The sequence below is a fragment of the Burkholderia sp. Ax-1719 genome, from assembly GCF_011753055.1.
Taxonomy (GTDB): Bacteria; Pseudomonadota; Gammaproteobacteria; order Burkholderiales; family Burkholderiaceae; genus Paraburkholderia.
Map to the genome: position 1 here is coordinate 32,549 of NZ_VWWJ01000001.1, position 23,922 is coordinate 56,470.

Consider the following 23,922-nt stretch of genomic DNA (forward strand, 5'->3'; position numbering starts at 1 on the left):
GCCCGCTATGCGTGTTCGGCCGGCGTCATCTCAGGCGTCAGCGTATCGAGCACACATGCGCACACACGATTGCGCCCGCTTGCCTTCGCGATCAGCAACTGGGCGTCGGCGGCTTCCAGCAACGCTTGCGCGCTGTGCTCGGCGCCTTCTACAACGGTCACGGTCGCACAGCCCACGCTCACCGTCACCGCGCCCGCCTCGCTCTTCGCATGCGCAATGCGCAGCCCCTCCACCGCATGACGCACGCGTTCCGCGATACGCGCGGCCTCCTGCGCATCGGTATCGGGCAGCACCACGGCGAATTCCTCACCGCCATAACGCGCGGCCATATCCTGCGCGCGTCGCGCCTGCCCGCCGATAGCCTGCGCCACGCTACGTAGCACTTCGTCGCCCACCGCATGACCGTATTCGTCGTTGAAGAGCTTGAAACGGTCGATGTCGATAAACAATAGGGATAGCTTACGGTTTTTTCGCATTGCACGACGCCATTCTTCATCCAGCCGAGCATCCAGCGCGCGGCGGTTGCTCAAGCCCGTGAGCGCGTCGGTCAGCGACAGTTTGCGCAGTTTCGCGAGTGCCTTGTAACGCGAGCGCAGCGCGCTTTCCAGCGCCATCGTTCCGACCGCCAACGTGAGCGCAAACGCCACCGCCAGCGCGCCCTGCCAGATCGCCTGACGCCGCCAGTTGCCCAGCGTCTGCGCGGTCGAAGGCGTCACGACCACCGCGAGCGGCGCGCCATTGACACGCGCCACACAATAGTTCGCACCCGCAGGATCGATACGTTCGATGACACCGGCCGCCGCTTCCTGCACGGCGAGCGGCGACGCGTCGTCCGGATGCATCGCATTGGCCAGCACGACGCCATTTTCACGCACGACGCGCACTGCATCGACATCGCGCGAATCGAAACTGCTGATAAAGCGCTGGAGATTGTCGAGTCGCACGATCAACACCGCCACGCCGTCAAAAGACTGGCCAGGTGCGGCGATGCCGCGCGCGAGTGCAATCGAGCGTCGTCCGTCGCGAATCCGCGAGGCGAGCGGTTGCGAAACATAGAGTGTGCGCGGCGTGCCGCGCGCGAACGCCTGGAAGTAGTCGCGATCGTGCAGATCGACGCGTGCCGCCGACGGGTTGTCTACCGGAGCGTCGAGCATGCCGTCCGCGCCAACGATAAAGGCATCGTCGAGCAGTTCATGCGAGATCGCCTGACCAAAACGGATACGTTCTCGAACGTTAGCGCTGATCGGCGCGGTCGGACTATGCGCCGATGCCGCCATGTCCGCGAGCAGCGCATCGTAGATGGTCATATTGGCGCTCAGGCCGCCCGCGACGAGGGACGCGACGCTTTGCGCGCGTTCGTGAGCGCGCTCGACGCGGCCCGCGCGATCGGCGGTGAGCCATGCCGCCGTGCTGGCAAGCACCACGATGGCGCACAGGACGCCCGCAACGGAAATCAGATTGGGATGCGCGTCGACGGCGGCGAGCAGGCCACGCGACCAGCTGCGCAGCACGCGGCCGGCGCGAGCGAATGGCGCGGTGACACTTCGGGGGAACACGATTTTTTCTCCTTGTGCTTCGGGCAATCATGCAAACGAAGCGGTCAGGAACTAGCCGCGTTGTCGAAATCCCGAAGTCATGGCTCTATTCTGACGCGGCGCTTGAGCGCGCCCTATCGCAGAATCGCGATACTCGTGTAGAGAAATCGCTACACTCGAAGCAAACCATGCACGGGGGCGTGAATGAGCACGAGCATCGTCATCGCGGAAGGACAGACCGTCACGCGCCAGGCCGTGCGTCTGCTGGTCGAGCGGGCCGGCTACCGTGTGCTCGCAGAGGCCGCCGATGGCATGAGCGCGGTGCAACGCATGCTGCAGCATCGGCCGGATATCGTCGTCATCGGTCTGCAGATGCGCCGCCTTTCAGGGCTGGAGGCGATCCGCCGCATCCACCGCGAATTACCACGTACACGGATCGTCGTGCTTTCCGCGCTGGACAGCGCGCATTCGATGAGTCTGTGCGCACAGGCCGGCGCCACCGCTTTCGTTAGCAAACAAGGTGAGTTATCCGAACTGATTTCCGCGCTCGACGCTGTGCGCCGCGGACGTAGCTGGTTTCCCGCCATGGTCGAGGGCAGCGCATCGTCGGAGGCGGCGCAGCTCGATGCGCTATCCGCGCGCGAGCGTCTCGTGCTCTCTTACCTCGTGAAAGGCGAACGTCTGCGCCACATCGCCGCCGAACTCGCGCTGAGCGAAAGCACCGTGAGCACCTATAAAAGGCGTCTGCTGGAAAAGCTCAATGCGGCTTCCGTGGTCGAACTCGCCGAGATCGTCAGGCGCAGCGAAGCGGATGCTCCGCCCGCCGCCAGCCCCGCGCCGGTACGCGCGGTGCTCGATGCGCTGCCATTTCACGCGACCATTCGCGACCCCGCCGGACGTGTGCTTTTCCTGAACCGCTATGGCCGCGAAGCGCTCGGCGAACGCGCGCAGCGACTCACAAATACCGATTTTGTCGAGCACGCGGCATTGCTGGGCATTCCGACCGACCAGGCCAGCGAACTCGAATATGTATTCGCCGATGCCGTGCGCAGCGGCAAGGCGTACCGCCGCGAGATCACCCTCGATGGCATGAACGGCATCGTAGCCGCCCTGCACTGGGGCGCGCCGCTCAACGACGGCAACCGGCGCGACGCCATGCTCTGCGGCAGCATCAACGTAACGGATCAGGAAGAAGCGTTCGTGGCGCTGCGCGAACAGCTCGCACAGGCCGAGCTCAGTGCGCGCCAGAAGGACGGTTTGATCCAGCATTGCCTGCAGACGCTTGCGCCGGAGATCGGCCGGCTAGGCGCGTTGATCGCCCAAGCGCCCAGCGCTCGCGCTGTGGCAGAAGCAGGCGCTGCCGTCGATGCGCTGCGTGCAAGCCTGAACCGGCTCGCCCTGCTCGCGCGCGTCCACGACGACACGGCGTCGAGCACGCTGGAGCGCTGTACGCCCGCAGCGCTCGTGCGTTCGGCCATCGACCAGGCCGGCTTGCGCCACGCGCAGGCGAAGATCGCGCTGGAGATCGCCACACCGCATTCTGCCGCGCGCACGGCGTGGCTCGACCGACAGGCCTTCGACGATCTGCTGGGCCTGCTGCTCGACGCGGCGCTCGGCAATACGCGCGACATGCGAGCCGTCAGGCTCGAACTGAAGACTTCGGCACGCTCGCGCGGCCTGCTCGATCTGCAGCTTGTCATCGATGCGGTGACTTCCGCCGCCCACCGCACGACACGCAGGCGCAAGCGCGACGCGTGGCTCATGCCGGCCTGCCAGAAGATCGCGCACAGAATAGGCGCGTCGCTCGACCACGTCGACAACGGTCCGCGTTGCCGCTTCACGCTCAAAACCCAGATGCAGCGCACGCAGGATCGGCTGTACAAAGAACCACGCTGAAACCGCCTATTCCAGCGGCACCGTCCCCACTGCCGGTTTCGCACGCTGCAGCAGTTCCACCAGCCGTTGCGCGAGCGGCGACACATAGCCGCCCGCCCGCACGATTGCGCCCACGCTGCGGCCCAACTCCAGCTCACCCGGATCGACATTCAACCGCACCAGTCCGCGCTGCGCATTCGCAGAGGCATTTCCGGCGATGCACAGCATGCGCGAACCACGCAGCAACTCCAGCAGCGCAGGCACCGCGAAATCCGTCTCCACACGCAGGGCGGGTTCGGGCAGTCCCTGGCGGCGAAACGCGTCGTTGACCTGGCGGCGCAGCGGAATATTCATGCCCGGCAGCAGCCATTCCTCGCCAACCAGATCGCGCAGCTTCAATCGGGCCTTGCGCTGCAACGGATGCGATTCGTCGGCCATGACGTAAAGGCGGTCGTTGAACAGCGGCACCGTGGCGAATTCGCGGCCGACGTCGGGCGGCTCCGGCGCAACGGCCATATCCAGTTCGCCCGCGCTCATCAGCGCAAACAGATCGTTGGCCAGGCGTCGGCGCAAGCGCAGGCGCGCGGCGGGACGCTCGTTCATCAGCTGACGGCATGCCCGCAGTACGATGGAATCCGGCACCGTAGGCGAATAGCCCACCCGCAGAATGCCTTGCTCGCCCGTCTGGATCGCGCGCAATTCCTTGAGCGCGTCCTCGTATTCGAGCGCGATACGCCGAGCACGCTCCACAAACACCATCCCGCCCGGCGTGAGCGCCACGCCGTTCGGACTGCGGTGAAAGAGGGCCAGGCCCACTTCACTCTCGATCCGCTTGATCGCCTTGGTGAGCGCAGGCTGGCTCATGCCCAGCGCCTCTGCTGCCTTGCCGATTCCTCCGCAACGTTGGACTTCGAGCAGATAGTCCAGATCGCGTGTCTCCATGGCATTCCCTTTGGTTATGGGTTTATAGCCACCACTTCATTGCGGTGATGACCGACATATTACACACTGGGTCGACATTCATTGGAGACCTGAATGAGCTTCCCGTATTTTCTGCGGCGCGCCGCGGCCTATTGGGGCGACGTGCCCGCCGTGATTCATCGCGACCGTACACTGACCTACCGACAACTCGAAGCGCGCTCGAACCAGCTCGCACATGCGCTGCTCGCGCTCGGCCTGCAACGCGGCGATCGTGTGGCCGTGCAGGCGCGCAACTGCGCGGAACTCGTCGAGATCGAATGCGCGCTCTATAAAGCCGGCCTCGTGAAAGCCGCGCTCAATCCGCGCTTCACCGCGGCGGAAGCCAGCGACGTGGCGGAAAACTGCACGCCGCGCGTGCTGATCGCCGGTCAAGGCTACGCTGGCTATACCCGCGCGACGCCCGGCTTCGAGAGCGTGGAGGCCTTTATCGCCATCGGCGGCGGCGAGGGTTATCTCGACTATGAGGCGCTGCTCGCGCAGGCCGCATCGCATGCGACAGAGATCGTCAATCACGCCGACGATCTCGCCGTGCTGCATTTTTCCTCGGGATCGACGGGCAAGATCAAGGCCGCGATGCAGAGCTACGGCAACCGCATGGCCTCGCTGCGCAAGCTGCTGATGGGCATGGACACGCAGCCGCGTCCGGGCGACCGCCTCGCGCTGGTGGGGCCGATCACGCACGCGTCCGGCATGCTCATGCAGCCCTTTCTCTATGGCGGCGCCACGCTGGTGCTGTTCGACCGCTTCGAGCCCGCCGCTTTTCTCGCCGATCTGGAACGCCTGAAGGTCACGCACGTTTTCATGGTGCCCGCGATGGTGAATATGCTGCTCAACGAGCCCGCGCTCATGCGCACCGACCTGAGCGCACTGAAATCGCTTTCCTATGGCGCCGCGCCCATGGCCCCCGCGCGCATAGAAGAAGCGTGGGCGCGCTTCGGGCCGATTCTCTCGCAGGGCTATGGCGCGAGCGAATCGACCTCCGGCGTCACCCGCCTCACCGTGGCCGATCACGCCTACGCGATAGCCCAGCGGCCCGAACGTCTCGCTTCCTGCGGCCGGCCGATGGGCGAAACGGAAGTGCGCGTGATCGACGAAAACGGTCGGCCGCTCGCGGCCGGTGAAGTGGGCGAAATCGCCGTGCGCGGCGAAGACGTATTCAAGGGCTACTGGGGCGCGCCGGAACTCAGCGCGGAAGTGCTGGTGAATGGCTGGCTGCTGACCGGCGACCTCGCGCGCACCGACGAAGACGGCTACCTCTATCTGGTCGACCGCAAGAAGGACATGATCATTTCGGGCGGCTTCAACGTCTATCCCACCGAAGTCGAGGCGGTGCTTTACCAGCATCCCGACGTGCTCGAAGCATGCGTATTCAGCGTGCCCGACGAGCGCTGGGGCGAAGGCGTCAAGGCCGCCGTGGTGCTCAAGCCGCAGCGCGCGAATGCTGCACAAACCGCCAGCGCCGACGACCTCGTCGCACACTGCCGTACGCTGCTGGCCGACTACAAGCTGCCGCGCTCGATCAGCTTCGTGAGCGAGCTGCCGCGCAATGCGAGCGGCAAGATCGCCCGCAAGATTGTGCGCGAACAATACTGGCAAGGCGCGGATCGCCGCGTCAATTGACCTTCAATTGACCACTCATTGATTCATTCAGGATAGCGAATCATGTTCGACTACGTGACCGATCCGGTCTTCGATGCCACCCGCGAAGGCATCCGCCGTTTCGTGGCCGAAGAGCTTGCGCCGATGGAGCGCGAACTCGGCCTCGATTCCGAAAGCGTCTGGCCGCGCGACGTATTGCGCCGTGTCTGGAAGCGCTCGGCGGAACTGGGCTTTTATTCGGCCTGCCTGCCCGTTCAACTGGGCGGCAAGGGCTTTTCGGTGCTGCAGCAATGTGCGCTCAAGGCCGACCTCGCAGCCAGCGGCTGTTCGCTCGCAATGCATGTGCTAGGCGATCTGGGCGGCCCGCCGCGAGTGGGCAATATGCTCAAGTACGCGACGCCCGATCAATTGCAGCGCTATTTCATGCCGGTGATCAAGGGCGAAAAGTCCACCTGCTTCGCACTGACCGAGCCGCATTCCGGCTCGGACGCGCAAAGCATCCGCACCACCGCAGTCGAAGACGGCGACGACCTGATCGTGAACGGCCATAAGCACTACATCAGCGGCGCGCCGTTTGCGGACTTCGCCATCGTGATGTGCGTGACCGACGCATCCACCACCCCGCCTGCCATCAGTGCGGTGCTGGTCGACCTCGATCTGCCAGGCGTAACGGTCGAGCAGGAGTACGTGCCGATGTCGGGCCAGCATATCGATGCCGATATCCGCTTCGACAACGTGCGCGTACCGCGTGCAAATCTGTTCGGCGGCGCGGGCAACGGCTTCAAGCTTGGCATGTCGCGCATCAACGTGAACCGGCTGCTGCACTGCCCGACGATGCTCGGCCTCGCCACCTCGGTCTATGAGGCGTCGCTCGACTATGCACGCAGCCGTCGCCAGTTTGGCGGCCCCATCGCACGCTTCCAGGCGATCCAGCACATGCTCGCCGATATGGCCGCCACGCTGTGGGCCTGCGAAAGCATGATCGCGCAGACAGCCGCGCTCGCGGACGCAGGCGGCGATCTGCGCATGAAGGCGGCCGCCTGCAAGGTGTTCGTTTCCGAGCGCTGTTTCGAAGTGGCCGACAAGGCCGTGCAGATTCACGGCAACATCGGCGTCACGCGCCATCATCCGGTGGAGCAGGCATTCCGCAAACTGCGCATGTTCCGCATTTTCACGGGCACGAGCGAGATTCAGCGCAATACGATTGCGCGCGCGATTCTCGAACCCGCCGCCGCGTAAAAACGTGCAACGTGGCGCATGAATAGACAAGGCGCGCTTCCGACGCGCCTCCAGAACAAGTCCGGAGACAGGCATGTCCGCTAACGCTAGCGACTATCGGCCCGCGCGCGCGTGGTCGATCGCCATCATGCTCGCGCTGATGATGATGGTGAATTTCCTCGACAAGATCGTGTTCGGCATGGTGTCCGTGCCGATGATGCGCGATCTTGGCCTCACGCCCACGCAGTTCGGCTTGATTGGCGGCAGCCTCAACTGGTTGTTCGCCATTTCCGCGGTGATCGGCGGCATGCTCGCCGATCGCGTCGCCACCCGCCTCATCCTGCTGCTGATGGCGCTGTCGTGGTCGCTGCTGCAATTGCCCATGTTGTTTGCAAGCTCGATGAGCGTGATCCTCGTGCTGCGCGTGTTGCTGGGCGCTGGCGAAGGTCCGGCCTCGCCGGTCGCACTGCATGCGATCTACAAGTGGTTCCCCGACGAAAAGCGCGGCCTGCCCGCCGCCGTGCTGTATCAGGGCAGCGCACTGGGCCTCTTTATCGCGGGACTGGCGATTCCGCTCGTGACGGCGCGCTGGGGCTGGCGCGCGAACTTCGTGGTGCTCGCGGTGCTGGGCTTCGTGTGGTGTGCGTGCTGGCTGGTCTTCGGCGCGGAAGGGCCGCTGGGTTCGTCGCTGCGCTCATCAGCCAAGGGACACGCGCAAGACGGCCAGATCACGCAGCGCGTGCGCTGGCGCGTGCTGCTTGCGGATCGCACCATCGTCGGCAATTTCTGCGGCCATTTCGCGGCGAACTGGGTGCTCGCCACCTCGCTTACCTGGATGCCGCATTATCTGCAGGCGGGTCTTGGCTATAGCGCCAGCACATCGGGGCGACTCTTCGCGCTCTTTGTCGGCATCACCACGCCGATGGGTCTTGGCCTCGCCTGGCTCTCGCAACGGATGCTTTGCGCGGGCATGCCCTCGCGGCAATCGCGTGGGATCTTTATCGCCGTGGCGCTGGGCGTGGCGGGCTTGATGCGCATGGTGGTGTTCGTGCCGGCGCTCGGCCCCTTCGAGAAAGTGCTGCTGCTCACACTCAGCAGCGGGCTTACGCTCGCAATGTATTCGGTCGGTCCGGCAATGCTCAGCGAAGTCGCGCCCGACGGGCAGCGCGGCGCGATTCTCGCCTTGAGCAATGCGATCGGCTCGCTGGCGGGCCTGAGCGCTCCATTGCTGACGGGCGTGCTGATCCAGCATGCGCACGGCAATACCGCCATCGGCTTTGAACAATCGTGTGTGCTGGCTGGCTTCGTGTTGATCGGCTGCGGCGCGCTATGTGCACGCTGGCTCGACCCACAACGCTCGCGCGCTGCGCTGCGCGCACTTCCGGAACCGGAATTCGCGGCCTCTCGCATCACGCACTGAGTCTGCGCACCCAACGTCCTCACCATGCCGGGCGCGACGTGGATAGCACGTCCCGACCGGCGAGTCTTCCCGAGATCATGAACGACACCCTCCCCTTCCAGCGCGCGACGCAAGCCACCGTCGACGCCCAGATCGCCGTACAACATGGCCTGCCCACCGACGACCCGCTCGATATCGAGGAAGCGCAGCGTGGCTTTATCGGCACGATCCCCGACGCCGAGATCCGCGACGACTACGGTCGGCTGGTCTGGAGCATGGCCGACTACGCCTTCCTCGACGAAGAGTGCGCACCGCCGACGGCCCATCCCGCGCTGTGGCGCCAGGCGCGCCTCAACCGCCTGCATGGTCTGTTCGCTGTGACCGACCGCATTTATCAGGTACGCGGATTCGATCTCTCGAACATGACGCTGATCGAAGGCGATAGCGGCCTCATCATCATCGATCCGCTCACCTGCCGCGAGACGGCGCACGCAGCGCTCGAACTCTACTACGCACATCGGCCGCGCCGCCCGGTCGTCGCCGTGATCTACAGCCATAGTCATACGGATCACTTCGGCGGCGTGAAAGGCGTCATCGACGAAGCAAGCGTGCGCGCAGGACGGTGCGCGATCATCGCGCCCGAAGGCTTCATGGAAGAGGCGGTATCGGAGAACGTGCTGGCCGGCACCGCCATGGAGCGGCGCTCGCAATTCCAGTTTGGACAGACGCTGGCGCGCAGCGCCTGCTGCCAGATCGACGCGGGCCTGGGCAAGACCATGCCGAGCGGCGCGGTCACGCTGATCGAACCCACCCAGCTCATCCGTGAGGAAACCGAAACACATACGATCGACGGTATAGAGATCGTCTTTCAGCTAACGCCGGATAGCGAAGCGCCCGCCGAAATGCACTTCTTCTTCCCGCAACTACGCGCGCTGAACGTGGCGGAGAATGGCACGCGCACGCTTCACAATCTCTGCCCGCTGCGGGGCGCGCAGGTGCGCAATGCGAAACTCTGGTCGCGCTACCTCAATCAGGCGATCGAGCGTTACGCCGGCCACGCCGATGTCGTGTTCGCACAGCATCATTGGCCTACCTGGGGCACGACACGCCTGACCGGCTTCCTCGAACAGCAGCGCGATCTCTACAAATATCTGCACGACCAGACACTGCGCCTGATGAATCGCGGCCAGACCGCCGCCGAAATCGCCGAATCGCTCGCTTTGCCCGACGCGCTCGCCGCCCAATGGCACACGCGCGGCTATTACGGCACGATTTCGCATAACGTCAAAGCGATCTACCAGCGCTATCTGAGCTGGTACGACGGCAATCCCGCGCACTTGCACGCCCTGCCCGACGAACTGGCCGCGTCGCGCTATGTCGAGTACATGGGTGGCGCTCAGGCGATGCTCGAACGCGCGCGCCGCGATTTCGACCGTGGCGAGTATCGCTGGGTCGCGGAGATCATGAACCGCCTCGTGTTTGCGCAGCCGGAACTGCGCGCAGCGCGCGAACTGGGCGCAGCAGCGCTCGAACAAATGGGCTTTCAGGCCGAATCGGCGACATGGCGCAACGCCTATCTGCTGGGTGCGCGCGAATTGCGGGAGGGAGCGGGCGCGGCAGCGGGGCACGTCATGCGCAGCCAGGATCTCGTGCGCTCGCTCAGCGACGGCGCTTTCTTCGATTATCTCGCCGTGATGGTGGATGGTCTTAAAGCGCAAAACCTGGACATCCGCATGAGCTGGCACTTCACCGATCGCAATGCGCGCTACGCGCTGACTCTCAAACACGGTGCACTGACGTGGTCCACAACGCCCCATCGCGACAGTCACGATCTGGGCATTGCGATGACGCGCGCGACGCTCGATCGCATCCTGCTGGGTGAAACGCAATTCGGTGCGGCCGTCGCTGAAGGCGATATCGCGCTCGATGGCGCAAAGGCGCTGTTTGGCGCATTCCTGAAGACGCTGGAAAAGCCAGATGGACGTTTCAACGTCGTTGAGCCTTGATTGAAGCGGTTCTGCGCTGCCCGTTGGCATTGTCGGGGTTAATGCGGACATGCTCGCGAGGAATGTGTCTATGCCCAACGCTTGATGGCGAAACCGGAAACGCTCCGACACACTGATCATCGATGACGATTCATTCGTTATCCATATCAATTAAAAGAGAATCAAGGAGACAGATGAAAAAGCTTCTACTGAGCGTTCTCGTCGGCGCGACTCTTCCGGCTTGCGTGCACGCGCAATCGAGCGTGACACTGTATGGCTACCTGGGCGGCGGTGTGCGCTGGACCAACGGTCTCAACGGCGGCAGCGCCGTGGCCTTCAATAACAATATTCTGGCGGGCAACCGCTTTGGGCTTGCTGGCGAGGAAGATCTGGGTGGCGGCGTCAAGGCGATTTTCAAGCTGGAAAACGCCTTCAATAGCGGCACCGGCGCGCTCAAGAGTTCGAGCGTGCTGTTTTCGCAGGCGGCTTATGTGGGATTCAACGGCAACTATGGACGTCTGACCTTCGGGCGTCAGGTGAGCGCGAACGAATATTTTTCGATTCTCGTCGATCCGCTCAATGGTCAGGGCCAGTCGCTCGCAGTCTCGCCCAACGCGCTCTACTACTTCAACTTCTTCACCTACGACACGCGCTTCAACAACACCATCAGCTACCTGGGGCGCGTGGGTGGATTCCGTTATGGCGCGAGTTATTCGCCCGGAGGCGTGGCCGGCAATACGCGCGCCGGCAGCAACGTTTCAGGAATGGCGCTGTATCAATGGGGCGGCGGCCTCGCGGGCTTTGGCTATCAGAAGCAATGGAACGCCACCGCCACACAGTGGGCCGAGACCTTCCAGGGCGGCGGCTCGCTCGTGATGGGCCCGGCGCGCCTGTTCCTCAGCTACGCGGATCTGCATGTGAGCGCCGCCACGGCGGGGGCACCGGAGCGGCACGACCAGATGCCGGGTGCGGGCCTTGTCGTCGTGCCCACGCCCGCGATCCAGTTGACCGCCGCGGTCTACTACGATCGCGCAAGCCATCTGGCGAACGCGAAAAGTGGCGACGGCCACAAGCTCACCACGTACGCCGTCGCGGAGTATTTCCTTTCCAAGCGTACCGAGATTTACGCAGAGGCCGATTTCAACGGACTGCAGGGCGCGTACCGCAATGATGCGCTGAATATCGCGGGACTCGGCATACGCGCGGGCACTGCGTCGACAACGGGCGTTTCGGTGGGATTGATGACGCGGTTTTAAAGCGCGAACGCGGCGCGGCGCGCCATCGGCAACAGACTTTACACGTTGTTACCCGCACGTAGCGGACGGCTGGACGGGCATTCCTTATACTCCGCCGCATCCGCTACCGAACGACGGCCCGCCGCGTACATTGCGCGCTGCGCCGCAGAAAACACCGTGATGCCCATGCTCTCTACCCGCTCTGCCCTGACCGCCGCGCTCGTCGCCGCTACCGCCGTTTCGCTGTCCGCGTGTGTTGCGCCGGGCTACGGGCCGGGTTATTCGTCTTATGGTTCGCAACAGGGCTATCAAGGCCAATATGCCCAGCCCGCGTATGCGCAACCGGCCACTGTGCAGCAACCGGCCTATGCTCCGCCGCCGCCCCCGCCTGCGCAGCCGTATGACTCGCAAAATAGCGGGCAATACAGCGGCCAGTACAACAATTCGCAGTACAACAACCCGCAGTACAACAACCCGCAGTACAACAACCAATACGCTGCGCAGTACGGCACGATCTCCGCAATCCACCCGGTCAGCAGCGCCACGAGCGCAGGCGGCGTCGGCGGCACCGTCGTGGGTGCGCTGGTGGGCGGCGTGCTCGGCAACCAGATCGGCCGTGGTCATGGCCGCGACGCCGCAACCGTTATCGGCGCACTGGGCGGCGCCTATGCAGGCAACCAGATCGGCCAGCAAATGAGCGGTCCGGCCGGCTATCGCATCGACGTGCAGTTGAGCGATGGCTCGACGCGCGCCTTCGACGTCCCGACGCCTGGCGATCTGCATCCGGGCGACCGCGTGCAGATCAACGGCAGCCAGCTTTCACGTTATTGATTTTGTAACTGCCGCGAATCGTCATCGAGCATGACGATTCGCGTAGCCGATCCCGAAATCAGACGCTCACGCGCGGCCATCGCGCAGTTCGCGCCGCAAAATCTTGCCGATATTGCTTTTAGGCAGACCGTCGCGGAACTCCACCAGCTTGGGCCGCTTGTAACCCGTCAAACGCTCCTTGCACCAGTTGAAAATCTCGGCGTCGGTCAGCGCCGGATCTCTTCGCACCACGAAGATTTTCACGGCCTCGCCCGAGTGACGATCCGGCACGCCCACGGCCGCCACTTCGAACACGCCAGGATGCTGCGCCACCACATCCTCGACTTCATTCGGGTAGACGTTGAAACCCGACACCAGAATCATGTCCTTCTTGCGGTCCACGATCTTCACCAGACCGCTTTCGTCCATCACCGCAATATCTCCCGATTTGAAGAAGCCATCGGGCGTCATCACTTTTGCGGTTTCGTCGGGGCGTTGCCAGTAACCGGCCATGACCTGCGGACCGCGAATGCAGAGTTCGCCCGGCACACCCACGCCGAGCACGTTGTTATCGTCGTCGCGGATGGACACTTCGGCAGAGGGCAGCGGCAAGCCGATCGTGCCGCTCCAGGTCACGGCAACCGGCGAATTGCAGGTCACGCACGCCGAGGTCTCAGTCAGGCCATAGCCCTCCACCACCGGAACGCCGGTCTTTTCGAACCAGCGTTTCGCCACCGCTTCCTGCACGGCCATGCCGCCGCCCACTACCGCGAAAAGCTGCGAGAAGTCGAGCTTGTCGAAGTCGGGATGATCGAGCATCGCGTTATAAAGCGTGTTCACGGCGGGGAACATGGTGATGCGATACGCACGCAGCGTCTCAATCATGCCCGCCATATCGCGCGGATTGGGAATCAGCACGGAAAGGCCGCCCGTATGGATGCTCAGCAAGCCGCACACTGTCAACGCAAACACGTGATAGAGCGGCAACGCCGCAACGGTCACGTTCTGCGTCACGTCAGGACGTTTCGCGCGTGCGGGTTCGAGCCACGCCTGGGTCTGCAACAGATTGGCGATGAGGTTGCGATGCAGCAGCGTAGCGCCCTTCGATACGCCCGTGGTGCCGCCCGTGTACTGGAGGAAGGCGATATCGTCGAGGCCCTGCTCCACGCGCTTGAATGGCAGGCGCGCGCCCTGCGCGATCGCCGCGTTAAAACGCGTGTGCCCCGGCAAATCCCAGGCGGGCACCATCTTTTTGACCCGCCGCACCATGAAGTTCACCAGCCAGCCTTTCATGCCAAGCAGATCGCCCATGGTTGCGACCACAACATGTTTGACGGACGTGTGTTGCACCACCGCTTGCAGCGTAGTGGCGAAATTCTCCAGCAACACGATGGCTTCAGCGCCGCTGTCCTTGAGTTGATGTTCGAGTTCGCGCGGCGTATAGAGCGGATTCACGTTCACCACCACATAACCCGCGCGCAGGATCGCGGCCAGCGCAACCGGATATTGCAGCACGTTGGGCATCATGATCGCCACGCGCGCACCGCGTTCAAGGCCCTTTGATTGCAGCCACGCGGCAAGCCTGCGCGAAAGCGTATCGAGTTCGGCATAGCTGATGGATTTGCCCATGCACGCGAATGCAGGTCGCTCGCCAAATTGCCGGAAGCTCTCCTCGAAAAGTGCCGTGATGGAGCCATAGCGCGACATGTCGATCTCGGCAGGCACGCCCGACGGGTAGGAATGGAGCCAGGGTTTATTCATGGTGTGGTCGAGGTAACTCAAAAAATATTGGGACGCGTATCGAGCGTGTTTTCAGGGCTGCGCACCGCGCAATGTCTGCACGATTTCCTGCAGCCGCTGCGGCGAAGCCTCTGCTGGGGCGAGCGGTTCGCCCACCGCCAGCGTGAGACGGCTCATCGCGCGCAGACGCAGCGGACGCGGCATGCGGGAGCGCTCGTCGCGTGAAAACACGCTGCCCCACAGGCCTTGCAGCGCCATCGGCACAACCGGCGCGGGCACGCGGCGCAGGATTTCCGTGACTCCATGACGGAAAGTGTTCATTTCACCGGTGCGCGTGAGCTTGCCTTCCGGGAAAATGCAAACCAGTTCGCCTTCGGCCAGCGCCTGGGCGCAATGCGCATAAGCCTGATCGAGCAGTTCGGCATTTTCGTGCGCGGGGGCAATCGGAATGGCCTTCACATGACGGAACAACCAGCCGACAAGACGCGAACGGAAGATGCGGTGATCCATCACGAAGCGGATCGGGCGCGGGCTTTCGGCCATGATCACAACGGCATCGACAAAGCTGACGTGATTGCAGACGAGCACCGCCGCGCCTTCATGCGGAATGCGTTGCGTATCGACAAGACGAATGCGATAAAACGTATGCACCAGCACCCATGCAATAAAACGCAGCATGAATTCCGGCACGAGCGAGTAAATGTACACGGCAATCGCGATATTCAACAGCCCTGTAATCAGGAAAAGCCCCGGAATACCCACGCCCGCCGCGCCAAGCGCCACGCCCATCAGCGCGGAAGCAATCATGAATAATGCATTGAGAATATTGTTTGCGGCAATGATGCGGGCGCGATGCGTCGCCTTGCTGCGGCTTTGAATCAGCGCATAAAGCGGCACGCTATAAAAGCCGCCAAACATCGCAAGCAGAAACAGATCGGCCAGCACACGCCAATGAGCGGCAGCGCCCATGAATTCGCTCACGGTTTGCAGATGGGCGTGCGCCGGCAGCGCGTGGCTCGCAAAAAACAGGTCGATCGCGAACACGCTCATGCCGATCGAACCAAGCGGCACGAGGCCAATTTCGATACGTCCGCGCGAGAGACGCTCGCACAGCAGCGAACCGATGCCAATACCCGCCGAAAACGTCGCCAGCAGCACGGTCACGACATCGGGATTCGCGCTGAGCACGTCCTTCGCGAAACCGAAGAACGACGAGAGCAACGTTGCGCCCACGAACCAGAGCCACGAAATCCCGAGCAGGCCAAGAAAAACCGTGCGATCTTCGCGCGCGATCTGCAGATTGCGCCACGTCTCGCCGATAGGATTCCAGTTGATGCGCAGATCGGGCTGCGGCGCGGGTGAAGCCGGCACGCGCGACGACACGATACGCCCCACGAGCGCCATCACCACACACAGGGCCGCCAGCAGCATCGCCCCCAAGCCACCCGCAGCGGCAGCCGCGCCGCCCGCCACGGTGCCCAGCAGGATCGCGACGAAAGTGCCCATTTCGACGAGACCGTTGCCACCCACGAGTTCGGCGTCCGCGAGATGTTGCGGCAGATACGCGTATTTCACCGGGCCGAACAGCGTCGAATGCACGCCCATCAGAAACGTGCAGCAATACAGCAGTGCCGCGCTATGCAACATGAATCCCGCGCCGCCAATCAACATCGCGACGATCTCGAAGTTCTTGACGAAGCGCGTGAGCGCGGCCTTGTCGAAGCGGTCCGCGATCTGCCCGGAGGTGGCCGAGAACAGCACGAAGGGCAGAACGAACAGCGCGGGAATCACAAACGCCGCCGTTTTCGCATCGACGCCTGCGAAGCTCGACGCCTCGTAGGTCACGAGCGACGTAAAGCCAATCTTGAACGCGTTGTCGTTGAGCGCGCCGAGGAATTGCGTCCAGAAAAACGGCGCGAAGCGGCGCTCGCGCAACAAGGCGAACTGTGAGGGTTCATCACGGCGTTCGCGGCTAGCGGTAGAGGTCATGTGTGGCTCGTGAGCGTGCGGAGTGATCGGTCAGAGGGCGCGCGGTGCAGTTTGCCGCCGACATCGGCGCCCGGCCAGAAGACGAAGCCAGTATGACGATCAGGATCAAATCCGATGCAAACTCATGCTAGAGTGACCGCTAATGCCACCATAAGTATCATTTTTCAATACTTTCTGATGAGCCAAACTGCCCAACTGGTCGAAACGCTGAAGCGGCAATTGCGCGCGCGGCGGATGACCTACCGTGACGTGGCGCAAGCGCTACGCGTCTCCGAACCCAGTGTGAAAAGGCTTTTTTCCAAGGGGCGCTTCACGCTGGACCGGCTGGAGGAGATTTGCGGGCTGTTGGGCTTTACCGTTGCCGAACTGGTGCAGGAAGCCGCGGCGACGGTGCCGCAACTACGCATCCTCAGCCAGGCGCAGGAGGCGCAACTCGTCTCGAATGAGCGGCTGCTGCTGGTGACGGTCTGCGCGCTCAACCACTGGACGCTCGACGATATCGTCGCGATCTATACGTTCACGCGCGCGGAATGTCTGAAGCTGCTGCTTTCGCTCGACCGTATGGGATTGATTGCGCTGCTGCCCGGCGATCGCATCCGACTGCTGGTGGCCCGCGATTTCGACTGGATTCCGGGCGGACCAATCCGGCAGTATTTCAAGGCGCGCGGGCTGGGAGATTTTCTTGACGACAGCTTCGCGGGCGCGGGGGAATCGCTCGAATTCACCCAGGGCATGCTGACCGAAGCGGCGCGTGCAGAACTTGCGGTGGAATTGCGCCGGTTGCGCAGCAAGTTTGCGGCCTTGCACGATGAATCGGCGTCCGCGCCGCTCACGCATCGGCGCGGCACGGGTCTGCTGATCGGCACGCGGGAATGGGAGCCGCGCATGTTTGCCGAATTGCGGCGCGAAGTCGCCGACTGAGCGTAGCCGGCGAGATACCGGCCATCAGCCGTCGACAGGTTTGGCGGGCGTATCCAGCAGCAATTGATAGAACGCCAGATCGAGCCAGCGGCCGAATTTGAAGCCCACTTCCGGCAACGTGCCGACGTGCCTGAATCCCAGCCGCTCGTGCAAAGCGATACTGCCCGCATTGGTCGCGTCGATCGCGCCCATCAGGGCATGCACATCGTTCTCGCGCGCAGCGGCGATCACCGCATCCATGATGACGCGCCCCAGCCCGCGGCCGCGATGATCCTTGTGCACATACACGGAATGCTCCATCGTGTACTTGAACGCGGGAAACGCGCGGAACGTGCCATAGCTGCCGAAGGCCAGCAAGGTGCCGCTTTCGTCTTCCACGCCGATCACCGGGAAATTCCCCGCACGTTTGGCTTCGAACCACGCCACCATCTTTTGCGCGTCGCGCGGCTTGTAGTCGTACAGCGCCGTCGAATTGACGATGGCGTCGTTGAAGATCTCCAGGATCGCATCGGCATGACGCTCGTGGGTGCATTGCACGATGATGGGATCACTCATTTCGTTGTCCTTTGAGTCGTGGATACGGTCGTCAATACCAGAGCGTAGCGCGCGGGTTTGCGCCCCGGGTTGCGAAAAACAATCTGCTGGTCGAGCACCATGGCGAGGCAATCCCCGGCTTTCAGTTGCCACGCCTTCTCGCCCACGCTGATCGCCATCTCGCCTTCGAGCACCCATACCTGCTGGTGCGTCACGGCAAGGCGCGTCACGTTATCGAACGTGACGCTCTCGCCGGGCGGAAAGCTGACTTCGACCAGTTCAAGCGGCGAAGCAAAGCCCACTGGCGACACATGGCGGCGCAGATAGCCGGTCGCCGGGTCCTGCCACGTCTGCTGCTCCGCGCGGCGCGCGAGCGGCTGCTGGGCGTCGCTGGGCGCGTCCTCGGCGAATAGCGCGGCCATCGACACGCCCAGCGCGTCCGCCAGTTTGTTCAGCACCACGGCTGTGGGGCTGATTTCCTGACGTTCGATCAGCGAGATGGTCGAGCGGCTTACGCCGCTGGCTTCGGCCAGATCGTCCAGGGTGTGGCCGTGCGCTTTGCGCAGGTCGCGGACTCGTCTGGCAAGGAGGGCTTCGACATTCATGAATCCAGTATAATGGATTTTTATTCCATTGCAATGGAAATCGTGTGGTGTCCCAGCGATGGCGAACCGCATGCATTTGTTCTCGCGACGCAAAACTCTTGCTCCACGGCGGGTGTTCGAATCCTGGGCCGATGCGCCTACAGTCTGCATCCATCGGATCACCCAGATTCGACCGGAAAGCAGACCGGACACTCACTCCCAGCGAGGCAAATCATGAGCACATCCAAAGTCATCATCGTCACCGGCGCATCGCAAGGCATCGGCGCGGAAACCGTCAAGGCGTTTCGCGCACAGGGCCATCGCGTAGTCGCCACATCGCGCAGCATCGCGCCGTCTACCGAAGCAGATCTCGTGACGGTGGCTGGCGATATCGGCGACGCCGACACCGCACGTCGCGTCGTTGAAGCTGCAATCGAACGCTTTGGCCGCGTCGATACGCTCGTCAACAATGCGGGCATCTTTATCGCCAGGCCGTTCACGCAATACACGCAAGACGACTACGCCGCGATCACCAAGGTCAATCTCAACGGCTTCTTTTACATCACACAACTGGCCGTCGAGCAGATGCAGAAACAGGGCAGCGGCCATATCGTCAGCATCACGACGAGCCTCGTCGATCAGGCCAACCATAACGTGCCTTCGGTGCTGGCTTCGCTGACCAAGGGCGGCTTGAATTCGGCGACGAAATCGCTGGCGATCGAATATGCAGCAGCCGGCATTCGCGCCAACGCGGTTTCACCTGGCATCATCAAGTCGCCGATGCATGCGCCGGAAACGCACGCCGCATTGGGCGCGCTGCATCCAATGGGCCATATGGGCGAGATGCGCGATATCGTCGATGCGATTCTCTATCTGGATTCGGCCGCTTTCGTTACGGGCGAAATCCTGCATGTGGATGGCGGCCAAAGCGCGGGACATTGAACGCGCGGTTCGAATAACACGCGCTGAAACGAAAGGCTCTGCCGGAAACGGCAGAGCCTTTATTTATGCCTGTTTTAAAGCACGATTACGTCAATGTTCCTGCTTGCGCGCCCATTGCGCGAGCCCCGCGCACGCCACCAGCAAGGCGCCGGTCGCAAAGAACACCGCATGCAGTCCCATGTGCACGCCAATCAACCCGCCAATCACCGGTCCGATCACCTGCCCGCTGAATTGCGCCGACTGCAACCAGCCCAGCAGCCGTCCCGTTGAGGATTCGTCCACCGAATGACGCGCGAGCTTGCCGATCGACGGCAGCAGCCCCGCGAGCGTCATGCCCATCACCACGCGCAAGCCGCCAAGTTGCCACCAGTGCGTGACGAAGGCCTGTGGAATCATCGCCAGGCCCGTGAGCAGCAGACAGCCTATGATGACGCGCCAGCTACCGATGCGATCGGCCAGCGAGCCAAGCCGCGCAGCCGTCAACATGCTGCCAAGCGCCGAGCACGCCATGACCGCGCCCGCCACACGCGCCAGATGCGCGGCATCGACGTGCAGGCTTGAGATATAGACGGTGATGATCGGTTCGATCGACATATTGGCGAGCAGCACCATCATCGCGGTGACGAGCAGCGCAGCGACGACGCCCGCATTGGCGCGCTTCACCGGCGACGCATTGGCCGAGGACACCTGCTGCACGCGGCGCTTCGCATCGCGCTGCGCGTTGAAGTCCTCTTTCACTACGAAGATGGTGCACAGCGCCGCCACGGCGATCATCGCGCCGCCCGCGAAGAACGTGCCGCGTATGCCGATCCAGCCCGGTAAAAAACCGCCCACCAGCGGCCCGACCAGATTGCCCGCAAGCGCGCCCGTCGACAGAATGCCCAGCGCCCAGCCCGCGCGCTCGCGCGGCGCCTGCGTGCCGACCATCACCGTCGATGCCGACGCATAGCCGCCCACCAGCCCCGCGACGAGCCGCAGCGCCACCAGTTCGTAGACGTTATGCGCGACGCCGATTAGCGACATCACGATCGCCATGCCGATGGCCGCGCGCACGAGCATGGGCTTGCGGCCGAAGCGGTCAGCCAGACGCCCCCATATCGGCGCGGTCACCGCCGTGCCCAGAAACGTCGCGCTGAAGGCGATCCCCGACCACTGGATCACCGCGGCCTGCGAACTCACGCCGAGCTGGCGCACGTAGAGCGGTAAAAACGGCAGCAGCATGCTCAAGCTCACCAGCGTCGTGAACGAGCCGAACACGCAGACGACGAGATTGCGACGCCAGTACAGCGCATTGCGCTCGGCATAACCGAGGACCGCTGTATCGGCGGAAGACGTATCGAGCGTGCTCATTGCACCCCCGATTTGATCGCTTCGATCGATTGGACAGAGCGTTGTTTCATGTCGATCACTCCTGGTTCACGACGTCCGGCGCATCAGATCCGGCTCGTCGCGACGTTTGCTACACTGCAATGACACCGCGCGTTAGCCCTGCATTTCAAGGGCCAAATGTGGAATCCCCTACGCGCGAGCGCCTACGTTCGGAGACATACCATGCACGATCAGGCCATCCGCGAAGCCCTGGAGGCGCACTGGCAAGCATCGGCGGCCGGCGATCTGGACGCGGAACACCGCATCTATGCCGACGACGCCCTCTGCGACTACCCTCAATCCGGCGAACGTATTCTCGGCCGCGCGAATCTGCAGGCGCTGCGCGGCGCGCATCCGGCCCGGCCATCGGGCTTCGACGTGCGGCGCATGCAAGGCAGCGGCAACCTGTGGATCACCGAATACACCATTACATATGACGACCGTGTCGCCTTTACGGTCAGCATCATGGAATTTCGTGACGGCAAGGTCGTGCACGAAACCCAGTATTTCTCCGAACCCTTCGATGCACCCGCCTGGCGTAGCCGTTGGGTGCAGATCGTCTCGTGACGGCATGACGCAAAGGCGCGCGCATTAATGTGCCGCATATTGTCCGCCGTAAGTCGATTCCCATCCGCCGCCCAGGGCTTTGCACAGCGTGACGAGATTGGTCGCCGCCGCCATACGACTGTGCTCAAGATTGCTTTGCGCATCGAGTAGCTGCTTCTGCACATTGAGCACGTCGAGGTAATCGAGCGCACCGGCCTTATAGCGCTGCTGGGCAATCGCCAGCGCACGCTCGTTCATGGTCACGGCTTCAGTGAGGCGGTCGCGGCGGCGTTGCTCGGCGTCGTAGATCACCAGCGCGTCGTCCACTTCGCGCCATGCCTGCAAGACCGTCTGCTTATAGACGATTGCCGCTTCCTGCTGCTGCGCTTCGCGTAACTGCAACGTGCCTTTGAGGCGACCGCCTTCGAAGATCGGCATGGTAATAGACGGCCCGACCACGAATTGTCCCGACGCCCAACTCGCGAGACTCGAAAGCTGAAGGCTCTGAAAACCCGCACTGCCATTCAGCGAAATACGCGGATAAAAGTCTGCCTTCGCGACACCGATCGACGCAGTGGCGGCATGCAATTGCGCCTCGGCTTTGCGAATATCGGGGCGGCGCTGCACGAGTTCCGAGGGGAAGCCAATGGGAATCTGCGCGGGCAGTGCAGGCACATCGCGCGGTGCGGCAAGCGTCTGGCGCAACGCGCCGGGTTCTTCGCCCAGCAACACGCCGATGGCGTTGATCGAGGTTTCGCAGTGCGATTCCAGCACCGGAATCAGGCTTTCGATGTTTTCCACCTGCGCCGAGGCGTTCGAGACATCGAGATCCGTCGTCACGCCCTCGTGCGCGCGGACCTGCGTAAGCTTCAATGCATTATTCGCGATGTCGAGATTTTCATGCGCAATCGTCAGCAGTGCCTGGGTATCGCGCAGTTCGATATAGTCGCGCGCCAGCTCTGCGCGAGCGCTCAGCAGCACGGCATTGCGATCTTCATAGGAGGCGTCGGACATCGCGGTCACCGCTTCCACACTGCGCCGCACGCGCCCCCAGATATCGAGTTCCCATGACGCGTCGAAGCCGGTCTGATAGAGGTTGTATGCCGGCGAGCCCTTGGAGCTCGGCATCCCGGCAACGCCCAGCGGTGCGCTGCCCGACGCCGATTGCGGCTGTGTTTGCGTAGGTGTCACGCCCAGCAGCGAAAGCACACCGTTTTCGCTACCGCGCTCGCGGTCATATGAGGCAGCGGCGTCGAGCGTGGGCATCTGCGCCGCACCCACTACGCGTCGCTGCGCGCGGCTTTGCAGCAGGCGTGCGGATGCGGCTGCCACGTCGAGATTGGCCTGCGCGAGCTGCTGTTCGAGACCGTTCAGCACCGGGTCGTTGAACAGGGTCCACCAGTCCGGGTCGAGCCGCGCCTGCACGGGTTTGCTGGCCGCCTGCGCGGCCTGCGTGCGATCGAATACTTCAGGCGTGGGCGTCTGCGGCCGTTCGAAATTCGGCCCGACCGTGCAGCCCGCCATGACGAGACACGCGAGGATCGTCAGGATGATGGCCCGGATGGAAGAATCGTTCGCCTTCATTTTGCTTCTCCTGTTTCAGGCTGATCCGCACCGCGGCCCAGCGCCACTTCTGCTTCGACGGACAGGCCCACGCTCAATGCGGATGCCGCCTGTTGAGCCGGATCGATGGTGATCTTCACGGGCACGCGCTGGACGACCTTGGTGAAATTGCCCGTGGCGTTGTCCGGCGCAATCGGCGCGAAGCTCAGACCGGTTGCGGGCGCGAGGCTATCGATATGACCGCGGATCACCACGCCTGGCAGGCTGTCCACTTTCACGCGCACGCTTTCGCCGGGCCGCATTTTCGTGATCTGGTTTTCCTGGAAGTTGGCGACCACATAGGCATCCGCCAGCGGCACGATCGCGAGCACGGGCGCGCCGGGCGTGACGAACGCGCCCACCCGGGCGGAGCGCCGGCCAATCTTGCCAGCCACCGGCGCGCGAATCTCCGTATAGGACAGATTGAGCTGCGCCTGATCAAGTGCGGCGTCGGCGCGCTCCAATGCACCTGCGGCCTTGTCGCGCTGGGTGTGCAGAACATCGAGGTTCTGCTCGGTGGCCGACAATGCGGCCTCATCGTGCGACTGCTGCGCGAGTTGCGCAGCCAGCGTGCTGGAGGCGCTTTGCTGCTCCTGTGCGGTGCCTGCGCCCGCGTCGGACAGGTTTTGATAGCGCGCGGCGTTGGCGCGCGCAAAACTGATCGACGCCTCGTCGGCGCGCAAGGTCGCGCGCGCCTGTTCGACCAGCGAAGGCTGACGCGCGATCTGAGCATCGAAATTCGCCACCGATGCCTGCGCGGCGGCAACATCGGCCTGCGCACTTTTGAGGGCGGCGCGATAGTCGCGATCGTCGATGCGCACCAGCAACTGGCCCGCGCTCACGGATTGATTGTCGGCCACCAGCACTTCGGCGATCTGTCCGGCAACGCGCGGAGCAACCAGCGTGAAATCGGCCGTCACATAGGCGTCGTTGGTGGATTCCGTATTCGAACCGCCGACGAATGTCGTGCAGGCCCATGCCGCCACGCCCGTCACGGCTATAAATGCTGCAGTCCGAATTACTTTCAGGCGAGAGAAGATAGTCGTAGACATGACATTC

Annotated in this window: 19 protein-coding genes; 10 read left to right on the top strand and 9 right to left on the bottom strand. The window is 63.2% G+C overall.

All coding sequences use genetic code 11. The annotated features are described in order from the left end of the window. Window positions 1–5: 5 nt before the first annotated feature. Window positions 6–1,556: a diguanylate cyclase gene (locus F3J17_RS00150; RefSeq protein WP_167052623.1), complete on the bottom strand. Its 1,551-nt coding sequence runs from the start codon at window positions 1,554–1,556 to the stop codon at window positions 6–8. 183 nt (window positions 1,557–1,739) lie between these two features. Here F3J17_RS00150 and F3J17_RS00155 point away from each other — a divergent pair, with 183 nt between their 5' ends. Next, window positions 1,740–3,431 (top strand): response regulator transcription factor, encoded by a 1,692-nt coding sequence (locus tag F3J17_RS00155; protein WP_167052625.1) that lies wholly within the window; start codon window positions 1,740–1,742, stop codon window positions 3,429–3,431. Window positions 3,432–3,437: 6 nt separating this feature from the next. Here F3J17_RS00155 and F3J17_RS00160 read toward each other — a convergent pair whose 3' ends face one another. Further along, window positions 3,438–4,352 (bottom strand): LysR family transcriptional regulator, encoded by a 915-nt coding sequence (locus tag F3J17_RS00160; protein ID WP_167052627.1) that lies wholly within the window; start codon window positions 4,350–4,352, stop codon window positions 3,438–3,440. Between the two features lie 93 nt (window positions 4,353–4,445). Between F3J17_RS00160 and F3J17_RS00165 the strand changes: the two genes are divergently transcribed. The 6 genes from F3J17_RS00165 (at window position 4,446) to F3J17_RS00190 (ending at window position 12,658) form a co-directional block, all read left to right on the top strand. Beyond that, entirely contained in the window at window positions 4,446–6,011 is a 1,566-nt protein-coding gene (locus tag F3J17_RS00165) for an AMP-binding protein (RefSeq protein ID WP_167052629.1), read from the top strand. A 42-nt stretch (window positions 6,012–6,053) separates the two neighbouring features. Then, complete coding sequence (locus tag F3J17_RS00170) at window positions 6,054–7,229, top strand: acyl-CoA dehydrogenase family protein (RefSeq protein ID WP_167052631.1); 1,176 nt, start codon at window positions 6,054–6,056, stop codon at window positions 7,227–7,229. A gap of 73 nt (window positions 7,230–7,302) precedes the next feature. Next, window positions 7,303–8,628, top strand: coding sequence for an MFS transporter (locus F3J17_RS00175; protein WP_167052633.1), 1,326 nt, complete (start codon window positions 7,303–7,305; stop codon window positions 8,626–8,628). Window positions 8,629–8,705: 77 nt separating this feature from the next. Then, on the top strand, window positions 8,706–10,613 hold the full coding sequence (locus F3J17_RS00180) for an alkyl sulfatase dimerization domain-containing protein (protein ID WP_167052635.1): 1,908 nt from the start codon (window positions 8,706–8,708) through the stop codon (window positions 10,611–10,613). 173 nt (window positions 10,614–10,786) lie between these two features. Beyond that, on the top strand, window positions 10,787–11,848 hold the full coding sequence (locus tag F3J17_RS00185; RefSeq protein ID WP_167052637.1) for a porin: 1,062 nt from the start codon (window positions 10,787–10,789) through the stop codon (window positions 11,846–11,848). A 156-nt stretch (window positions 11,849–12,004) separates the two neighbouring features. Further along, a complete protein-coding gene (locus F3J17_RS00190) occupies window positions 12,005–12,658 on the top strand; it encodes a glycine zipper 2TM domain-containing protein (protein WP_167052639.1) in 654 nt (217 codons plus the stop codon). A gap of 66 nt (window positions 12,659–12,724) precedes the next feature. Here F3J17_RS00190 and F3J17_RS00195 read toward each other — a convergent pair whose 3' ends face one another. Both F3J17_RS00195 and F3J17_RS00200 read right to left on the bottom strand, forming a co-directional pair. Then, complete coding sequence (locus F3J17_RS00195; RefSeq protein ID WP_167052641.1) at window positions 12,725–14,398, bottom strand: long-chain-fatty-acid--CoA ligase; 1,674 nt, start codon at window positions 14,396–14,398, stop codon at window positions 12,725–12,727. 51 nt (window positions 14,399–14,449) lie between these two features. Next, on the bottom strand, window positions 14,450–16,366 hold the full coding sequence (locus tag F3J17_RS00200) for an MFS transporter (RefSeq protein ID WP_167052643.1): 1,917 nt from the start codon (window positions 16,364–16,366) through the stop codon (window positions 14,450–14,452). 177 nt (window positions 16,367–16,543) lie between these two features. On the opposite strand from F3J17_RS00200, the gene F3J17_RS00205 reads away from it, so the two are divergent. Then, the gene (locus tag F3J17_RS00205) at window positions 16,544–17,287 is read left to right on the top strand and encodes a helix-turn-helix transcriptional regulator (protein ID WP_167052645.1); all 744 of its coding nucleotides are present in this window, start codon (window positions 16,544–16,546) and stop codon (window positions 17,285–17,287) included. Window positions 17,288–17,311: 24 nt separating this feature from the next. Here F3J17_RS00205 and F3J17_RS00210 read toward each other — a convergent pair whose 3' ends face one another. Continuing rightward, entirely contained in the window at window positions 17,312–17,842 is a 531-nt protein-coding gene (locus F3J17_RS00210) for a GNAT family N-acetyltransferase (protein ID WP_167052647.1), read from the bottom strand. Beyond that, entirely contained in the window at window positions 17,839–18,426 is a 588-nt protein-coding gene (locus tag F3J17_RS00215) for an XRE family transcriptional regulator (protein WP_167054344.1), read from the bottom strand. The genes F3J17_RS00210 and F3J17_RS00215 overlap by 4 nt, the downstream gene beginning before the upstream one ends. Before the next feature lie 213 nt (window positions 18,427–18,639). Between F3J17_RS00215 and F3J17_RS00220 the strand changes: the two genes are divergently transcribed. Continuing rightward, on the top strand, window positions 18,640–19,347 hold the full coding sequence (locus F3J17_RS00220) for an SDR family oxidoreductase (protein WP_167052649.1): 708 nt from the start codon (window positions 18,640–18,642) through the stop codon (window positions 19,345–19,347). Between the two features lie 90 nt (window positions 19,348–19,437). Here the strand turns inward: F3J17_RS00220 and F3J17_RS00225 are convergent, their stop codons facing one another. Further along, window positions 19,438–20,697, bottom strand: a complete 1,260-nt coding sequence (locus tag F3J17_RS00225) for an MFS transporter (RefSeq protein WP_205194572.1) — start codon at window positions 20,695–20,697, stop codon at window positions 19,438–19,440. Window positions 20,698–20,898: 201 nt separating this feature from the next. Here F3J17_RS00225 and F3J17_RS00230 point away from each other — a divergent pair, with 201 nt between their 5' ends. Beyond that, window positions 20,899–21,282 carry a nuclear transport factor 2 family protein gene (locus F3J17_RS00230; RefSeq protein ID WP_167052651.1) on the top strand — a complete coding sequence of 128 codons (384 nt, stop codon included), beginning with the start codon at window positions 20,899–20,901 and terminating at the stop codon, window positions 21,280–21,282. Window positions 21,283–21,306: 24 nt separating this feature from the next. Here the strand turns inward: F3J17_RS00230 and F3J17_RS00235 are convergent, their stop codons facing one another. Together F3J17_RS00235 and F3J17_RS00240 are read right to left on the bottom strand one after the other, a co-directional pair. Continuing rightward, window positions 21,307–22,845, bottom strand: a complete 1,539-nt coding sequence (locus F3J17_RS00235) for an efflux transporter outer membrane subunit (RefSeq protein ID WP_167052653.1) — start codon at window positions 22,843–22,845, stop codon at window positions 21,307–21,309. After that, window positions 22,842–23,915, bottom strand: a complete 1,074-nt coding sequence (locus F3J17_RS00240; protein ID WP_167052655.1) for an HlyD family secretion protein — start codon at window positions 23,913–23,915, stop codon at window positions 22,842–22,844. The genes F3J17_RS00235 and F3J17_RS00240 overlap by 4 nt, the downstream gene beginning before the upstream one ends. Window positions 23,916–23,922: the final 7 nt, after the last annotated feature.

Bases quoted from the DNA above. Each gene is read 5' to 3' on its own strand.
- F3J17_RS00155 (WP_167052625.1), top strand. From the start codon at position 1,740: ATGAGCACGAGCATCGTCATCGCGGAAGGACAGACCGTCACGCGCCAG.
- F3J17_RS00160 (WP_167052627.1), bottom strand. From the start codon at position 4,352: ATGGAGACACGCGATCTGGACTATCTGCTCGAAGTCCAACGTTGCGGA.
- F3J17_RS00165 (WP_167052629.1), top strand. From the start codon at position 4,446: ATGAGCTTCCCGTATTTTCTGCGGCGCGCCGCGGCCTATTGGGGCGAC.
- F3J17_RS00170 (WP_167052631.1), top strand. From the start codon at position 6,054: ATGTTCGACTACGTGACCGATCCGGTCTTCGATGCCACCCGCGAAGGC.
- F3J17_RS00175 (WP_167052633.1), top strand. From the start codon at position 7,303: ATGTCCGCTAACGCTAGCGACTATCGGCCCGCGCGCGCGTGGTCGATC.
- F3J17_RS00180 (WP_167052635.1), top strand. From the start codon at position 8,706: ATGAACGACACCCTCCCCTTCCAGCGCGCGACGCAAGCCACCGTCGAC.
- F3J17_RS00185 (WP_167052637.1), top strand. From the start codon at position 10,787: ATGAAAAAGCTTCTACTGAGCGTTCTCGTCGGCGCGACTCTTCCGGCT.
- F3J17_RS00195 (WP_167052641.1), bottom strand. From the start codon at position 14,398: ATGAATAAACCCTGGCTCCATTCCTACCCGTCGGGCGTGCCTGCCGAG.
- F3J17_RS00200 (WP_167052643.1), bottom strand. From the start codon at position 16,366: ATGACCTCTACCGCTAGCCGCGAACGCCGTGATGAACCCTCACAGTTC.
- F3J17_RS00205 (WP_167052645.1), top strand. From the start codon at position 16,544: ATGAGCCAAACTGCCCAACTGGTCGAAACGCTGAAGCGGCAATTGCGC.
- F3J17_RS00210 (WP_167052647.1), bottom strand. From the start codon at position 17,842: ATGAGTGATCCCATCATCGTGCAATGCACCCACGAGCGTCATGCCGAT.
- F3J17_RS00215 (WP_167054344.1), bottom strand. From the start codon at position 18,426: ATGAATGTCGAAGCCCTCCTTGCCAGACGAGTCCGCGACCTGCGCAAA.
- F3J17_RS00220 (WP_167052649.1), top strand. From the start codon at position 18,640: ATGAGCACATCCAAAGTCATCATCGTCACCGGCGCATCGCAAGGCATC.
- F3J17_RS00225 (WP_205194572.1), bottom strand. From the start codon at position 20,697: ATGAGCACGCTCGATACGTCTTCCGCCGATACAGCGGTCCTCGGTTAT.
- F3J17_RS00230 (WP_167052651.1), top strand. From the start codon at position 20,899: ATGCACGATCAGGCCATCCGCGAAGCCCTGGAGGCGCACTGGCAAGCA.
- F3J17_RS00235 (WP_167052653.1), bottom strand. From the start codon at position 22,845: ATGAAGGCGAACGATTCTTCCATCCGGGCCATCATCCTGACGATCCTC.
- F3J17_RS00240 (WP_167052655.1), bottom strand. From the start codon at position 23,915: ATGTCTACGACTATCTTCTCTCGCCTGAAAGTAATTCGGACTGCAGCA.